At 44.8% G+C, this 15,838-nt stretch carries 15 protein-coding genes and 2 pseudogenes; 14 read left to right on the plus strand and 3 right to left on the minus strand.

What is annotated here, in order from left to right; translation table 11 throughout:
• Window positions 1-27: 27 nt before the first annotated feature.
• Together QFZ78_RS34025 and QFZ78_RS34030 are read right to left on the minus strand one after the other, a co-directional pair.
• Window positions 28-909: a carbohydrate ABC transporter permease gene (locus tag QFZ78_RS34025; protein ID WP_307553892.1), complete on the minus strand. Its 882-nt coding sequence runs from the start codon at window positions 907-909 to the stop codon at window positions 28-30.
• A gap of 12 nt (window positions 910-921) precedes the next feature.
• Window positions 922-1,890 carry an ABC transporter permease gene (locus QFZ78_RS34030; RefSeq protein ID WP_307553895.1) on the minus strand — a complete coding sequence of 323 codons (969 nt, stop codon included), beginning with the start codon at window positions 1,888-1,890 and terminating at the stop codon, window positions 922-924.
• A gap of 250 nt (window positions 1,891-2,140) precedes the next feature.
• On the opposite strand from QFZ78_RS34030, the gene QFZ78_RS34035 reads away from it, so the two are divergent.
• From QFZ78_RS34035 to QFZ78_RS34080, 10 genes and pseudogenes are all read left to right on the plus strand, one after another.
• The gene (locus QFZ78_RS34035) at window positions 2,141-4,369 is read left to right on the plus strand and encodes an AraC family transcriptional regulator (protein WP_307553897.1); all 2,229 of its coding nucleotides are present in this window, start codon (window positions 2,141-2,143) and stop codon (window positions 4,367-4,369) included.
• A gap of 347 nt (window positions 4,370-4,716) precedes the next feature.
• Window positions 4,717-6,639 (plus strand): alginate lyase family protein, encoded by a 1,923-nt coding sequence (locus QFZ78_RS34040; protein ID WP_307553899.1) that lies wholly within the window; start codon window positions 4,717-4,719, stop codon window positions 6,637-6,639.
• A 220-nt stretch (window positions 6,640-6,859) separates the two neighbouring features.
• Window positions 6,860-8,080: a metallophosphoesterase gene (locus QFZ78_RS34045; RefSeq protein WP_307553901.1), complete on the plus strand. Its 1,221-nt coding sequence runs from the start codon at window positions 6,860-6,862 to the stop codon at window positions 8,078-8,080.
• A 294-nt stretch (window positions 8,081-8,374) separates the two neighbouring features.
• On the plus strand, window positions 8,375-8,494 hold the full coding sequence (locus tag QFZ78_RS34050) for a sporulation protein YjcZ (RefSeq protein WP_307553903.1): 120 nt from the start codon (window positions 8,375-8,377) through the stop codon (window positions 8,492-8,494).
• Between the two features lie 249 nt (window positions 8,495-8,743).
• The gene (locus QFZ78_RS34055) at window positions 8,744-8,959 is read left to right on the plus strand and encodes a CDGSH iron-sulfur domain-containing protein (RefSeq protein WP_307553905.1); all 216 of its coding nucleotides are present in this window, start codon (window positions 8,744-8,746) and stop codon (window positions 8,957-8,959) included.
• 297 nt (window positions 8,960-9,256) lie between these two features.
• Window positions 9,257-9,691: an SRPBCC family protein gene (locus QFZ78_RS34060; RefSeq protein ID WP_307553907.1), complete on the plus strand. Its 435-nt coding sequence runs from the start codon at window positions 9,257-9,259 to the stop codon at window positions 9,689-9,691.
• Window positions 9,692-9,838: 147 nt separating this feature from the next.
• A complete protein-coding gene (locus QFZ78_RS34065; protein ID WP_307553909.1) occupies window positions 9,839-10,786 on the plus strand; it encodes a hypothetical protein in 948 nt (315 codons plus the stop codon).
• A 68-nt stretch (window positions 10,787-10,854) separates the two neighbouring features.
• Window positions 10,855-11,064, plus strand: a pseudogene (locus tag QFZ78_RS34070) (ATP-binding protein); the annotation flags it as partial.
• Window positions 11,065-11,284: 220 nt separating this feature from the next.
• The gene (locus tag QFZ78_RS34075; RefSeq protein WP_307553911.1) at window positions 11,285-12,718 is read left to right on the plus strand and encodes a DHA2 family efflux MFS transporter permease subunit; all 1,434 of its coding nucleotides are present in this window, start codon (window positions 11,285-11,287) and stop codon (window positions 12,716-12,718) included.
• Between the two features lie 269 nt (window positions 12,719-12,987).
• On the plus strand, window positions 12,988-13,227 hold the full coding sequence (locus tag QFZ78_RS34080; protein WP_307553913.1) for a hypothetical protein: 240 nt from the start codon (window positions 12,988-12,990) through the stop codon (window positions 13,225-13,227).
• 179 nt (window positions 13,228-13,406) lie between these two features.
• Here the strand turns inward: QFZ78_RS34080 and QFZ78_RS34085 are convergent, their stop codons facing one another.
• The gene (locus QFZ78_RS34085) at window positions 13,407-13,889 is read right to left on the minus strand and encodes a hypothetical protein (protein ID WP_307556030.1); all 483 of its coding nucleotides are present in this window, start codon (window positions 13,887-13,889) and stop codon (window positions 13,407-13,409) included.
• A gap of 292 nt (window positions 13,890-14,181) precedes the next feature.
• Between QFZ78_RS34085 and QFZ78_RS34090 the strand changes: the two genes are divergently transcribed.
• The 4 genes and pseudogenes from QFZ78_RS34090 (at window position 14,182) to QFZ78_RS34105 (ending at window position 15,769) form a co-directional block, all read left to right on the plus strand.
• The gene (locus tag QFZ78_RS34090; protein WP_307553914.1) at window positions 14,182-14,628 is read left to right on the plus strand and encodes a stalk domain-containing protein; all 447 of its coding nucleotides are present in this window, start codon (window positions 14,182-14,184) and stop codon (window positions 14,626-14,628) included.
• 5 nt (window positions 14,629-14,633) lie between these two features.
• Window positions 14,634-15,110 (plus strand): DinB family protein, encoded by a 477-nt coding sequence (locus QFZ78_RS34095; RefSeq protein WP_307553916.1) that lies wholly within the window; start codon window positions 14,634-14,636, stop codon window positions 15,108-15,110.
• A 1-nt stretch (window position 15,111) separates the two neighbouring features.
• A pseudogene (locus QFZ78_RS34100) lies at window positions 15,112-15,192 on the plus strand (hypothetical protein); the annotation flags it as partial.
• A gap of 61 nt (window positions 15,193-15,253) precedes the next feature.
• Entirely contained in the window at window positions 15,254-15,769 is a 516-nt protein-coding gene (locus tag QFZ78_RS34105) for an AAA family ATPase (RefSeq protein ID WP_307556032.1), read from the plus strand.
• Window positions 15,770-15,838 lie beyond the last annotated feature (69 nt).

The raw sequence follows: 15,838 nt of genomic DNA on the forward strand, positions 1-15,838 counted from the left end.
ATAAAAATACCTCCGTTTTATATTTTTCTATCCTTTGAGGGCGCCGACCATCACGCCTTTATTGAAATATTTTTGCAGGAACGGATACAAAATGAGAATCGGTAGATTCGCCACAATGACGATAGCGTACTTGATGGATTCCACGTCGAGCATCGAATTGGACAGAGACCCCTCAGATACGTCAACCATATCCTTGGTTTCCCCCTGTATCAGAATCTCCCGTAAAATGAGCTGGAGCGGGTACTTGTCCCGATCCGACAAATAGATCAGCGCATTGAAGTAAGCATTCCAGTGCCCCACACTATAAAAGAGTACCATAACTGCCAGGATGGGTGCAGACAGGGGAAGCACGATTCTCAATAAAATTCTCAGGTTCGAGCAGCCGTCGATGGCAGCAGCTTCCTGCAGCTCAAAGGGCAGCCCGCTTTGAAAAAAGGTGCGCATCAGCATAATGTTCCAAACGGAAACGGCGCCTGGAAGAACCATGACCCAGTAGGTATTCAACAATCCGAGCTGCTTGATCAGCAAATAGGTAGGGATCAGTCCTCCGCTGAAAAACATCGTAAACACCATGAAGCCTGAGATCCAATGTCTGCCCATAAAATTTCGTCGTGACAGGGGAAAAGCAGCCGCTACGGTAAGCGCAAGATTAATGGCCGTTCCGCTCACCGTATACAGGATCGTATTGCCGTAGCCCTGCATAATCTCCCGGTTCTGAAACAGTTTCTCATAGCCCCTCCAAGATATTCCCTTCGGCCAAAGCCAGATGTCTCCGCTCAGCACTAGCTGTGGACTGCTAAAGGAGGCAATTAGCACGAAGTACAAAGGGTACAGTACAAGCAGCATTACGATTATTAAAAGGCAATATACCGATATGATAAAAATTCGGTCCATCAAGCTTTGCTTCATTGGTTTTCTCCCTTACCATAGGCTGGTCTCGCTAACTTTGCGAGCAATGGCGTTAACCACAACCAGCATCACAAAATTAATCAACGAGTTAAACAGGCCGACTGCCGCAGAAAAACCATATTCCGCTCCGAGAATACCGCTTCGGTACACATGCGTGGAAATCACGTCGGAAGCCTGCATATTCAGCGAGTTTTGCAGCAAATAAATTTTCTCGAATCCGACGCCGAGTACCGTACCCATATTCAGGATAAGTAGAATAATAATGGTAGGCCGCAAACCCGGTATATTTATATGCCAGATACGCCGAAGCCTGCTGGCACCGTCCATTTGGGCGGCTTCGTGAAGATGGGGATCGATCCCCGCCAAGGCAGCGAGATAAATGATGGAATTCCAGCCCATTTGCTGCCACACCCCGGATGTAACGTACATGCTTTTGAACCACCCCGGATGCGTCAAAAAGGCAATCGGTTCTAAGCCCAACCAAGCAAGAACATGATTGACGAGACCATTTTCTTGGGATAGGAAGATCATCATCAGCCCAACTACGATCACGGTGGAGAGAAAATGAGGGACGTACAGGATGGTTTGCACCCATTTCTGGAAACTTTTTCGCCCGATTTCATGAACCATCAGCGCAAGTAATATAGGTACTGGGAATCCTGCGGCGATCTGAAAAACCCCGATGGAGAAGGTATTGGTAAGGATTCTCCAAAAGTAGAAGCTTTCAAAGAACCGCTCGAAATGTTCGAAGCCGGTCCACGGGCTCCCCCAAATTCCTTTTGTCACGAAAAAATCTTTGAAGGCAATCTGTATTCCGTACATGGGCACATATTCGAACAGGATGAAGAAGACGATCACCGGAAGGATCAGCATATATAAATCCCAATTTCGCTTAATACCCTTCCAGCGGTTTTTCCAGCGCTGCCCGCTAAGCTTTTTTACCGGATACGTCTTGCTGCTGCTAGGTACTGTTTGCTCCAAAAAGTCACACCTCCTTTCATCGCTTTCAAGGTTGATGATAGTAGGTGGCTGGTAGAAATGAAATTGACTCTTTTTTAGAGAATAGACACTTTCTTTGATTCATGCATGGGAGAAATGGGTTAAGCCCTTGCGGCACAAGGAAATGATGAGTTTTTTAGGGAGGATGATAAGGTTTTGTAAATGTGTTGCCTGTGGCCTTCGCGACCTGCTAGCATGAATATAGAAGATTTTGAGGTTAGGGAGGGGTATCATGGAACTCATGAATCAGAAGCGAAAATCGTTTCTCGTACGAATATTTATCAGCTTTTTGACCATCATTGTACTGTTATCCGTCTTTAATTTTCTATTATTTTCTTTTTTTCAACAGAATATAAAGCATGAGATCATTCGTTCCAATAAGCATTTGCTTACTCAGGCTTCGGAGCATTACAACAGTCATTTCAACCGACTGAGAACCGTGTTGTTTCAAATGTATCACGACAATACTATTACCAAATTCAACGGGCAGCTGCTTTCGAACGAAAGCGGGAAAGCCAATTATTTTCTTGTGATCGATATGGTACGAAATCTGAGGGAAACCGCCGGCAATCCGTTATTTTACCTGGATAATCTTATGGTGCTGTATCGCTCGAATCTGTTCATGGCGGACAAGGAAGGCAGCAGCACGGAAGTCGTCCTCGATTCCCTGCCGAACTTTCATGCGCCTTACGACCTGTCTTATTGGAAGAAGGAATTCGATCGTCCGGGGAACTATCGTATGCACCCGGCGCAGGCATACCCGCTCGATCGCTTTAGTAAGGAGAAAAAAACGTACATTCCATTCTCCTTCAAGCTGCCGGACGCCAATTACGAATTAATCGCTATGCTGGACGCAGACAAGCTGAACCAGACGCTGCTAGGTAATGTGCCGTTTGTTATTCAAACCGAGGAGGGAGAGACCCTCTATCGTTCAACGTCCTCCGCTTCCATAGAAGAAATTCCGGTCTTTACTTCGGGTGAATCGTACAAACTGTTTCAAAACTGGTATTTCTTTATTCATGAGGATAAGGATAATCACCTTCGATACGTAACAGCTGTCCCTTACGCTAACATCGCGGCCCAAATATCCAATCTTAGGGTTACTCAGATCATCGTTCTGTTTACTTCCATAGCCATCGCATTGGGCATGTCTTACTGGTTCAGCCGACGTCTTCAGTCACCAGTGAAGCGGATTATCGCCTCTTTGCAGCATCCGGAAGATCAGCATCTGCGGATGGAATCCGCCATTCATGAGTTTGAAACGATCAGCAATTACATTGACACGTTGAAGGAAGAACGGAAAAAGATCCATAACGAACTGAAGAGTAGTAACTCGCTACTGACCAATTATGGATATATCGCCAAACTGAAATCGCTGCATACCGGCATCTCGGGGTGGCGCGATTTTGCCCAGACGGAGGGGCCCTTCTTGCTGATCTTATACCAGCTGAATGCAAGAAGCTCCGAAAGGCTAAGCGTAGATATCAAGCGTTATATCGGGGAATACATTGAAATCGTCCTCTCTGAGTATGAGTTGAACGCCTATACGTTCCAAATCGAGAACGATCAGATCATTTCCGTCGTATTCAGGCAGGATAAGCCGGACCAGATGGCGGAAGCGCTGCTGCAGATAAAGGAAACACTGGATAAAGACCGTCATGCTTGTCTCGTTATGATGGCGGTCAGCTCTGTGTTCGAACAAAGTGCCGAGCTGAACATGGCCTACGAGCAGGTGTCGGATATGCTTAAACAGGTCCGTACGATGGATGAAACGCAAATTATCGTCAAGCAGGAACCGACTCCGTCCTTGTTTGTTTTTCCAGCTGCGCAGGAACAAGAATTGTACGCGTATCTTCAAGCCGGCAATGAAAAAATGTGCCTGCATGTGGTTCATCGTATGCTGGAGGAGATGGAGCGGAGCCAAGTGACATTGGCCCAGTTCCGTCAATTCAGTGAGGCATTAGCCTCCCGTATCGTGAATACATTGGAGCAAAATGAAGCGGATAGCGCAGTAAGGAACCAGGTCGTAAGCCTGCGGAAGGAATTGAATATCTGCTTTACTTTGGCGGAATTCAAGATGTGCTTTGACATGCTTGTTCCTAAATATGCAGATTGGGTTCGGGTGAAGAAGGAAGAGAAAGACGAAGTTATCGAATATGTCATGAAAACCTTGGAGACTCAATATTCGGATGACATTTCATTAGATCTGATCGCGAATAAGCTGGACATGTCCAGTGCTTACTTGTCTGTATACATAAAGGAGAAGACGGGGACGAATTTCAGCGATCATATGAATCGGATTCGGATTCAGAAGGCAAAGGAGCTGCTTGTCGGCTCCGGTCTCAGCATTCAGATCATCGGGGAACAGATCGGCTACCGCAATGGCACCTCGTTCATACGGATGTTCAAGAAAATAACCGGAGAAACGCCCGGAGAGTTCCGGCGCTGCCAGACAGTTTGAATTTGGTCGATGAATCGTGCGGTTGGGGAATGGATGAAAGGTATCAATAATCGATTCCCCAAAAGGTTAAAATCGGAAAGTAATTTTTTGCGAGAAGTTAGTTGCTTAATAGTTAACACAAAAAGAGCTGGATACTTGCTAATAACAAGCATTCCGCTCTTTTTGTATCTCTGCGGCTCAGCGAACGGATCCAAAAATAACCAAGGCAGATTAACGCTTTTTTTGAGAAAAAAAGTATCATTCTCCCCTTAGTAAAGTTGAAAAGCCTATCTCTTGCGATTCGCGCACTCTATTATAATGTTCATATAAATAGAAAGTAGAGACTAAGCCTAAGAGGAGGAACTGAATTGAATTATTATTTAACGAATCAGGAATTGATAGATACTGGGAAGCATTATCTTCAAGAGTATCCAGAGCTTGCAAAGGCTTCCATCGAGAAAGCGGAGCAAGCATGTAAGAATATGTTCCTCGTTCCCTATACCATGGACATGGATCATTGGGTTGACATGGGGGATCCAATAGATTGGTTATATAATCCTTCTAAGGATCTCGAATTCACGTGGGTACTAAATCGGCATTGGTACATGCTGGATTTAGGCAAAGCTTATTTGATGACGCAAAAAGAGGAGTACGTCCATACATTTATCAAACATCTGAGAGGCTGGTGGCTGCAAAATCCCGTTCCGCAGAATCCTTCCTATGAGACAGCTGCTTTTTTTCAACAACCGGGACCTTGGCGCTTATTGGAGGTGGGTCTACGTGTTCAATCATGGATATCCGCTTATAAATACATGGAAAAAAGTCCGGTTATTTCAGAGATCTTCCGAGAAGAGTTTTTATTGGCACTAGTTGAACATGCGAATTATTTGACTAGTTATTTGGGGAGCACTGAAATCAATCATGCTATCATGCATATGCAGGGCTTATTTATGATAAGCGTTTTTTATCATGACCACCCTAGAGCCTCATTTTGGCGGCAATTTGCAATCGAGCGACTGGAGTTGTGCATGGTCCATCAAATTGGCCCCGACGGCGTACAATGCGAGTTAACGACGCATTATCATAATGGAAGTATTGAGATGTTTGGTGCTCCCTATTTACTCGGAAAGCTATCAGGCAATCCGATGTCGGAATGGTATGCGAACAACCTTCGCAGAATGGGAGCTTTCACACATGCGATGATCAGACCCGATCACGGGTCTACAGCTGCAGGTGATTCCGACCTGATAAGTTCAGGTACGGAGCGTCTTGCTTTACTGGGTGCGATTCTAGAAGATGAGCAATTTATCTCAATGGGCGAAGTTAGCGCTGAAATTCTCTGGATGTTTGGTAGTGAAATGTATGAAACGTTCAAAAAACAACAGCTGTCCTTCAATCCACAGCGTCCTACTACTGTATCTTTCCCTCGAACGGGGTTTTACATCATGAAGGATGAACAACATTATGTATTTTTTGACGCCGCCTCCATGGGAGGGGCACATGGACATGCAGATGCGCTAAATTTGGAATGGATGTGGAAGCGTAACTTGCTCTTTCTCGATCCAGGAAGGTATACCTATGAAGAAGGGGAGTGGCGCCGTTATTTCAAGAGCACCCGTGCGCACAATACCATTACTGTGGATGGGTTGGATCAGACGCCTTATGTTTCCTCACAGGAATGGGGAACACCGCTTGCAGAATGTGTGACGAACCGATGGATCACGGGGGAGGAGTATGATTTTATCGATGCCTCCCATAATGGTTACATGAGGCTTGATGCCCCAGTTCTTCATCGCCGATGGCTGCTGCTTTGGAAAAAGAGCAATCTGATGATCATCGTGGATTGGCTGGATGCCGAAGGGGGACATGACATTGAACAGAGGTTTCAACTTCCTCCCTCTGCGAATGTTCGAATCTCAGATGGAGGCAATACAGATATGAGGAAAGCAACTATTGACTATTCCCCAACCATTCAGTTAGATATGCATTGGAAGACAAGCTGCGATCATACAGCTGATTTTGCTATTGGCAGCGAGAAGGGATGGGTATCTGAAATATATGGAGTCAAAAAGGAAACATCCACAATTGTAGGTAAAGGAACAATGACGGGTAAACTGGGCATTGTGACCGTATGCACGCCGGTTGACTTAGAGGAAGATACGGAACCGCCACTAATAACTCGACTGGAGATTGACCATATTCGGCAAGATGTATCGATCTCAACTACAGATAAGGCGGGAAATTTGGATATTCATCTTGATTGTAACGAAATTTCTATTCAATTTAAATGAATAGTCGTATTGGAAAGAAGCCGCAGAGATATCTTCGCGGCTTCTTTCTGTTAATCGAGGATGCAGTTCCCATTTCGATATGAAATACTTGGAACTAATCTTCGCTGACTGTAAAGACATCATTTACATAACCTTTAGATCAAGGTTATATTCACCGTACATTTCTTCGATAAATTGAGGGGGGGGCTTATCCCAATAAATCACAGGAGGTATTTGTTCGATGAGCCAAGATGAAGCAAGTAAAAGCATGAGCAGGAGGGATTTTATTAAAGTCGGGGGGGCGAGTGCGCTGGCGCTCACGCTCGGATCGGCGGGTGTTCCCGTCGAATTGTTTGGCGGAGGAGAGGTACAAGCCGCAACCAACGACAATGTGAAGCTGCAATTTAACTCTGACGGAAAGTTCAAAATCGTTCAGTTCAACGACACGCAGGATGACGAAAATATCGATCGACGGACCGTGGAGCTGATGGAGAAGGTACTCGACACCGAAAAACCGGATTTTGTCGTACTTAACGGCGACAATATTACCTCTGGCTGCGATACGGCGATGGAGATGAAGCAAGCGATGAACAACATCGCCCAGCCAATGGAACAACGAGGAATCAAATGGGCTGTAACCTTTGGGAATCACGACGAAGACTCAACTCCGAACGCGGGTCTATACGAAGAGGAAATGCTGCAATTTTATATGGCGTACAAGCATAATGTGAACCAGCCCGGAGAAAGAGGGGTTACCGGGACAGGGAATACCAACCTGTTGATCCAGTCCTCCCAAGGGTCGAAGGCGACTTTTAACCTCTGGCTGTTGGATAGCGGAAGGTATGCGCCGGATACAATTGCCGGTCAAGACTTCGAAGGATATCCGACTTGGGACTGGCTGCGGTTCGATCAAGTGACGTGGTACTACGAAACCTCCAAAAAACTAGAGGAGAAACTGGGTTATAAAGTGCCGTCACTCATGTTCATACATATCCCGCTCTGGGAGTACCGATTCATGTGGTATGCCAGCGTGGACGGAAGGTCCGAGGCTGACCATGCAAGGGCCGTTGGCAAACATCAGATTGTGGGGGAACGGAACGAAGACGAATGCCCCGGTCCGATCAATAGCGGCATGTTCTCGGCGATTTTGGCCCGAGGCGATGTCAAAGGCGTTTTTTGTGGCCATGATCACGTCAATACGTACCACGGCAACTACTACGGCGTACTGCTTGGCTATTCCGGAAGCACGGGTTTCGGCGCTTACGGTCTTCCCGGAGCGGATCGGAACCGGCTGCGTGGCGCCCGGGTATTCCATCTCGACGAACACGCCGAAAACGTTCTTATCGATACCCATATGGTGTATGCCAAGGAATACGGCATCGATCTTACCGCGAATGACCAAAGCGCGGAGCCCGCGCCAATCCCGGAAAACAAGAAGCAGGAGAAGATTGTGAAGCCTTAAGCCCCTCGATCGTCAAGGCACCGTACGGCCGGGATCGCCTCCCCGCTGTACGGTGTTTTTGCGCTGCCGCATTGGGGGAGTCTGCTTTGGGGCAGCTCCTCTTTTGGTGTATTGAAGTAACGTGAAGGATAGTTTAACAAAATGCGGAATTATACAAAGAAATACCGAACATTTACGTTTACGTTTACGCGTTTCCTCAACATTTGCCTCACAATGGTATACGTCCAAGCAAGCACTATGTACCGAACATATATTTATACCGTAGTGAAAAATCACTGAAGGGAATGAGTAAACATGGGAGCAGTAGGTTATGGTGTAGGTTGTGGTGAAGGTTATGGTATGGGCAAAAACGTAGCATTTATTTTGGTTCTTTTTATTCTTTTGGTAATCATCACATCAGCTTTTGCAATTTAATCCAACAACATAAAAATATATCTTGAAAACAAGACGGCCCTATCGCGAAATAGATGCGAACACTGGCCGTTTTTTCTCGTTGTTCTTATCATAAAAAAGCTACCCTTAAACTTTGCTCTTTATTTGATTTCATTGAAGTAAAGTGCAGGATTGTTGTGTCGATCTGCCATAGTGAACGATTGGCTCGTCTTTTTCTGGTGATTGCTGGATATACTTGTATATTAACTATCGTACATAGGAGGCAAAGTAATGGCAGACGAAAACAAAGTGACAATTAAAGTGAATGACAATGGATCGCTTCGGGTGACCGGGCCGGTCGAGCTGGTGGACGCAGAAGGTAACCCGTTCGAGCACAAAGAATCGTTCTCGTTGTGCCGGTGCGGAGGATCGGGCAACAAGCCGTTCTGCGACGGCACGCACAAGTCGATCGGCTTCGAAAGCACACCGAGAGCAAAGAAGGAGTAAATCGTGGCAAGCGACAACCCGGTCTAGCATGAAAGGTTTAAACGGGTTTAGACCACGCCCAGTTGATTACTAGCTGCCCGTGGATGCACTAACGGTGAACGACAGCTGAATAAAGACACAAAGGCAGCCGACCAGACGATCGGCTGCCTTTGTGTTGAGCTTCAGGATCGCAGTTCAGAGAATACCAGTTTAATTTTCGAAGAAACTTTTAGAGTCATGGCACTTCAAACATATCGACAGCAGTAAATGATTATGGTAATATTTGAGAATAATAGATTCATCTCAGGAGGTTATATAATGGGAACAAGTAATCAGGCAACGATTACGGTAGAAACAATTGTTCATTCTCCCGTCGAAAGCGTGTGGAAATATTGGACGGAGCCGAAGCATATTATGCTATGGAATAAGGCTTCGGATGACTGGCATACTCCATTCGCCGAGAATGATCTGAGGGCCGGCGGTAAATTCGTCTCGAGAATGGAAGCCAAGGACGGCAGCATGGGATTTGATTTCGGCGGTGTATACGACGAGGTGAGCATGAACGAGAGCATCTCCTATTCGCTTGGCGACGGTAGAAAAGTGAAGATCACTTTTATTGGCCAAGACAACGACACGAAAATTATAGAATCGTTCGAAGCGGAAGAGACCAACGCCATCGAGATGCAGCAAGCCGGATGGCAGGCGATTTTAGATAATTTCAAAAAATATGTGGAAACGGCTAAAGAAGAATAAAAAACTTTAGCAGCCCTAGAAGCGCATGCCAACATTGGCATGCGCTTTGCTATGTACGCCCTTAACGGGCAGGATAGTCGAAATGATCTCGCGAATATTTGGTGTAAATAAACGAAGCAGAATTTGTGAAATAGGGGGGGGGATATTATGTTGAATCAATCCATTTTGAGGGACGGGTTAGCGATCATCTCTTCATGCAAAAAAGAAACAGGTGACATTTGGCAGGCTCACTTTGGTGCTGCCGCTATCAGCAGTTATTTTTTCGTTAGATCAAATAATCTGAGTCAAGAACTGACTCGACTGGTAATTTCGCAGGCAGAAGCGATGGTAAAAATGATTCATGGGACGAACGGCGTTCAACGCCGTTCCGGTTGTGGCGAGCAAACAGCCGTAAATGCTATACTTGAGGCACTTGATAAAACGATCGATCAGCTACATTGGGTCGGTCATAATGTGATATACAGCGCAGCGAGTTTGTTGGCCATCCATGAACTCAAAGGCTGGGGAAGTACTGAGGATATCTCAGGAATAACTGATCTCATACGCGCGTTTGAGAGGACGATTCCGGGACGGTCATGGATAGGGTTCTCTGCATCCGAAGTGAAAAGGATGGAGATTACAGACGAAGATGGTTTTCCGGCCATATCGAATCCCAATGAGCTTTCAACATTTGTGCTGAAACAATTGGCCGAGTTTCCCGTCATTTATCGCGCAGAATCTCATCATGATTTGATTGGTCATATGCTGACTTTTTCACATGCGTTAAACATCTTGTTTGACCTAGGCCATATCTCCTTTTTCGAAAGAGGATTACCGCCTATAATGAAGCTGATTAAAGTTCTGCGCAACAGCCGTAACGTTAAACCTGGAGATTCAATCAAATTGGTTTCACCTGTTGATCAACTGCCTTTGCAACCGGCGAAACGGGCGAACGTGCTGCCGATAGAGATTAAGTTTTGGGAAAAGGACTATAGCGAGAATGATTGGGATTACGGACACGTATTTAAATTTCCCCATAGTTTTTATGACCATTTACGACGAATGGAGCAAAAGAAAGAATCGTATATTGAAAACTTTCGGTATATCATTGTTTAATCGACACACCTCGAATCACGAATGGAAAAACGTGCTTTATTCTTTGAGCGGAAAATGACGATCTAAAATTAATCTGGGATCGATTTTACAGGGTAGAAAAATCTCGAGATCGAAAAACAGGGGGAACCGGACTCGGCTTATCCATCGTAAAGAATATACTTGAGATGCATGGAAGTTGGTTTGGTGTTGAAAATACAACGTATGGGGTTTGTTTCTATTTCACTTTAACAAGTCCCTCAGATACCTCTTTAGACTTGTCATTTTTGAGCAGAGGTTGACGAAGCAAGCCCTTTGGTAATCTGAACACCTTTAAGTTCCATGCTACGATATCGTAGCTTATCGGTGCTTTAAGGTGTTTTTTTGTAGAACTGAGAAGTAAAAAATTGTTTAATTTGTTTTTGGACTTGTATAAGTGCCAACTCTGTTGTATTTTATAGCGGAACCGAATAGATAGAGAACTATTCAAAGTAGTTTTCAGGAGAGGGAAGTGAAAATCATATGAAGCAATATAATACGCGGGCTATAATGGCGTCTCTGCTCATTTGCGGCTTCGTAGGCATGTTCAGTGAGACGGCACTCAACATAGCAATTAGTAATTTAATGGACGTGTTCCAGATTTCGGCCGCGACTGCACAGTGGTTAACGACAGGTTTTTTGCTGACTCTCGGTATTCTGATGCCGATGACAGGTTTACTGCTACAATGGTTGACAACTAGGCAGCTTTTCATTGTTTCGCTTGCAAGCTCGATCGTTGGGACATTGATTGCAGCGCTTGCACTCAATTTCGAAATGCTGATGGTCGCTCGCGTTCTGCAGGCAGCCGGCATGGGTTTATTGATTCCGCTCATGTTTAATACGATTCTCGTAGTTTACCCTCCGGAGCAGCGTGGGGCAGCGATGGGCTTCGTTGGTCTAGTTATCATGTTCGCACCGGCGACTGGCCCTACTGTGGCGGGTATTTTAATCGAATATTTAACATGGCATTACATTTTCTGGCTGTCTCTTCCATTTTTGGTCATAGGGCTATTGATAGGATTGAAATACCTGGAAAACGTCACCGAGGTCACGAGACCGCGCATTGATCCATTGTCCATTATTTTGTCAACAATAGGCTTCGGCGGCGTAGTCTTTGGCTTCAGTAAGGCAGGCGAAGGGGAGGGAGGCTGGACTAGCGCGATCGTGCTCTCATCGATCGTCATCGGACTTATCGCGCTTGTATTGTTCACACTGCGCCAGATGTTAATGCGCGAGCCGATGATGAACTTGCACGTCTTCAAGTACCCTATGTTTATCGTGGGGCTGCTTCTTGTGCTGTCGTGTATGATGATCATCTTATCGAGTATGATTATTTTACCGATGTATCTGCAGAACGGGATGAAACTATCCGCGTTCGCTACCGGGCTCATGCTGCTGCCTGGCAGCGCGTTGAATGGTATCTTGTCGCCACGTATGGGACGCTTATTTGATAAGTATGGGCCAAAGTGGCTCGTAATCCCCGGCCTCGTCATCGTAGCGGTGATGTTATGGTTTTTTTCCAGTATATCAGTTGCATCTTCTATAGCCTTTATCGTGGCCTTGCATATTGGTCTCATGATTGGTATCTCCATGGTATGGATGCCGGCGCAGACAAACGGACTTAACCAACTGCCGCCGGAACTTTACCCACACGGAACGGCAGTCATGAACACGCTGCAACAGGTCGCAGGTGCGATCGGTACGGCAATCGCAATCAGCATCCTTACAAGTGGCATGGAGAAATATTTGATCAGCTCTCCAGTGCCGAGTGAACCGGTCGAGATGGCTAAAGCCATGATGATCGGTTCCCAGAACGTGTTCATGTTCGCGATGATTGTGACAATCATCGGGCTAGCCGTGGCGTTCTTCATCCGCCGCGTCATCGTTAAGCATGCGACGATGAATTCGATGCATTGACGTTCCTTTAAGGGGACTGAATGCGTATAACATAAACGCAGTGTTACACTGCCGATATCATTCAGAATATCCACCATATTGTTACAAAAAGTGTTGAACTACGAGAAACTATAGTGGAGGAGTTCGCTTAGCCGCGGCTCCTTTTTTTGTTCATTGAAGTAACGGACAGGTTAACGTCGAAGGTAAAAGTAAATGTAGCGCGAATAAATATCAGAGGTATTTATTTCCTGAATTTTCCTAATAAAAGAAGAGTACGAGGGGTGAGTCGTATGGGATTACTAGGAATTTCTGAAAGAATCGACGAGTATCGGCTACAAGCTATATCTAACGACATTCTCAAAATCGATGATGGTTTCATTACAGATAGGTACTGCGATTCCATTGGATCGCCCAACCGCAATTTCGTCACTGAGGGGGTCTACCGTATATCGGGAACAACCGATATCGGTGAAGGAGTGATCCGTTCGTGGAAGCTCGTTCTCAAAGTCGTAATTGCCGAAGCGAATTGAATCAAAAAAAGTGAAGCGTCAGGCAACTTGCCCAACGTTTCACTTTACCTTTATTTAAAACTAATAAATGAACCAATTTATGGTATGATTTTGATTAAAGGAATTGTGTTAGGTAGATTTACACCCTCGCAGAGATTCAAGTTATCTGCAACTACTTTCACAAACTTGTGGGCTTTTCACTACCTCGATTTCTTTCTGCGCTTGCTAATCCATTTATTCAAAGCAGTTCCGCCTCCACCGACAGCGTGCTGCTGTTTGGTACCTGGACTTTCAATTGCAGAGTTAGTCCCGCTCGTACTGTATCTTCCGCCGCCGCTTGCCACCTGGGTAGCCGAGGCGTTAGCGGCATCTCTCGGAAGCTTGACGATCTGATCATTAAGGATAATGATAATTTCTTTGCCGCAACGACGCGTTCCGAACCGGGTATTACCATGATAAAGTCCGTCATTGGCGCCCTTCAACCATTTGTTCTTGGCTTTTCCTCCTGCCCCGACGCTCTGTTGCTGCTGAGTATTCGGGGATTTAATAGCGGCGTTGTTGCCAGCAGCGCTGCTGCGGCCTGCACCGCTTGCAATTTGCGTCGTGTTGGGGGCGTTGGTAAATTGATGGTTTACGACGAACACCAGTTTGTCAATTCCAGTGATCGGCGTTCTTGCGATCATGCGTTTTTTACCTTTTTCTATAATAATCGTGAGTCGGTCTGATTTCATAACCACATGCATCCTCTCCATCGGGTTTTCTTAAGTATATGTCCACATCAAGAATCCGTAAGGGATATCTGTCAGGTAGTTAAAAAAGATGTGATGCCTATAGTGGAAAAGAAGGGAACAAACGCAGGGCACTCAAATTTGTGTTCTAAAATTTCGCCTTTGCAATGATACATTGAACCGTATCACAAGTCATTCACGAACGGGAAACTATAGTTGAGGGGCCTTGTTCGCGGTAGCTCCTCTTTTGTTAATTAAAGTAGCAGATAGGATTGTAAATATGAGAAAATATGCCATTGGGCTTTTTGCAGGAATATTATTATCATTCTGTACGATTGTTAGTGCTTCTGAAACAATCCAAGCTTACTTGTTTCCTTCAAAGATTTTTATTAATGGTGAGCAAACGGAACCTGGACCAATGTATGAAGTATTAAATTATAAAAATTTAGCCTACGTTCCAATCCGTTTTTTCTCTGAGAATATGGAAGCAAAAGTTGATTATTTAGAGAACCCAAGAACCATATCTGTAACTTACGAAGACATGTATTTACTGGACCTGAAAATCCTCGATGAAGTCTCCTTTAGTGGGGTAAAGTTACTCCAACCCGAAGAAGATGTAATAAGTGCATTAGGTACAGGCCAGAGTATTGATGGTTGTTTTTTGGATAAATTCCTTACTATAAGAATGGAGTGAATGTATTGCAAACCATGTTCCATTACAATTGGCAAGTCAGGGAAGATTGGTATCGGTGGTGTGAAGAGATTTCGCCGGAGGACTTACTTCGAGATCGAATCGGAGGGGCAGGGGGAATTTTGCGTACACTTTTCCATATCATTGACGTAGAGTGGAGCTGGATTCGATCCTTGCAAGGGAAGCCAGATTTCCAAGAAAACTTTGAAGCTTACAATACACTGGAGATGATCCGTAAGCTGGATGCCGAATTCCAAAAGGAAGTAAGACCATTTGTACTGAATTGGGAGGAGAAATTGGAAATAAAGATCTTTACTGACATAAGGCAAGATGGTAGTACCGCATCTTATACATGGGGGGAAGTCATGCGTCATGTAATCGCCCATGAAATACACCATATTGGGCAACTGTCAGTTTGGGCGCGTGAAATCGGCAAAAAGCCGGTTTCTGCCAATTTGATCGGCCGTGGGCTATCCATTTCATAGAATGAATCCTAAGGATGATGAATTTTTAAGTAAAGCTAAAAAGTGGAAGGAAGAATATGAGAAGTTGAGAAATATCGTTCTTTTCTCAATGGAAAGGGATTAAATGATTAGTGAAGGAACTTTCACAAAAAGTGGGGATCCATCTGAACGAGAATATTCCGAACAAAATACATATCATAGGTTCAGTCGGGAGCGGAAAAACCACACTTGCTAGAAATTTATCCCTTAGGTATGGCATTCCGCATTATGAATTAGATAACGTGGTTTGGAAACGGCATAAATCTGAAGATATAAGAAGAACTGACGAGGAAAGAAATGAGTACTTAGACAATATAATCCGTTCTAACCGATGGATTATAGAAGGTGCTCATAGCCATGATTGGGTTTTAAAAAGCTTCCAGAATGCCGAATTAATCATTTTCTTGGACACCCCGTATGCGTTAAGAATAATTAGGATTATTAGAAGATTTATCCTGCAAAAACTAGGGGTCGAAAAAGCGAACTATACACCAACAATCCATATTTTCATGAAGATGTTTGAATGGAATGCTGGATTCGAAAAAAATAGTAAACCGTTAATATTAAAAATGTTCCGTCAGAATAACATGAAGTCTTTGATTTTAAAGGATAACAGTAAGATTGGCCAATACTTTAAATGAAGTCCAAGAGTAAATGTAAACGTGTGAATTGGCTTTCATTTTGAGGAACAATGGGAATTTTTTGAACGT

It is taken from the genome of Paenibacillus sp. V4I5 (assembly GCF_030817255.1).
In the GTDB taxonomy this organism is placed as follows: domain Bacteria; phylum Bacillota; class Bacilli; order Paenibacillales; family NBRC-103111; genus Paenibacillus_E.

What these genes read in the sequence shown, in the direction of transcription:
- QFZ78_RS34025 (WP_307553892.1), bottom strand. Translation starts at nt 909, where the DNA reads ATGAAGCAAAGCTTGATGGACCGAATTTTTATCATATCGGTATATTGC.
- QFZ78_RS34035 (WP_307553897.1), top strand. Translation starts at nt 2,141, where the DNA reads ATGGAACTCATGAATCAGAAGCGAAAATCGTTTCTCGTACGAATATTT.
- QFZ78_RS34045 (WP_307553901.1), top strand. Translation starts at nt 6,860, where the DNA reads ATGAGCCAAGATGAAGCAAGTAAAAGCATGAGCAGGAGGGATTTTATT.
- QFZ78_RS34050 (WP_307553903.1), top strand. Translation starts at nt 8,375, where the DNA reads ATGGGAGCAGTAGGTTATGGTGTAGGTTGTGGTGAAGGTTATGGTATG.
- QFZ78_RS34055 (WP_307553905.1), top strand. Translation starts at nt 8,744, where the DNA reads ATGGCAGACGAAAACAAAGTGACAATTAAAGTGAATGACAATGGATCG.
- QFZ78_RS34060 (WP_307553907.1), top strand. Translation starts at nt 9,257, where the DNA reads ATGGGAACAAGTAATCAGGCAACGATTACGGTAGAAACAATTGTTCAT.
- QFZ78_RS34065 (WP_307553909.1), top strand. Translation starts at nt 9,839, where the DNA reads ATGTTGAATCAATCCATTTTGAGGGACGGGTTAGCGATCATCTCTTCA.
- QFZ78_RS34075 (WP_307553911.1), top strand. Translation starts at nt 11,285, where the DNA reads ATGAAGCAATATAATACGCGGGCTATAATGGCGTCTCTGCTCATTTGC.
- QFZ78_RS34080 (WP_307553913.1), top strand. Translation starts at nt 12,988, where the DNA reads ATGGGATTACTAGGAATTTCTGAAAGAATCGACGAGTATCGGCTACAA.
- QFZ78_RS34085 (WP_307556030.1), bottom strand. Translation starts at nt 13,889, where the DNA reads ATGATCGCAAGAACGCCGATCACTGGAATTGACAAACTGGTGTTCGTC.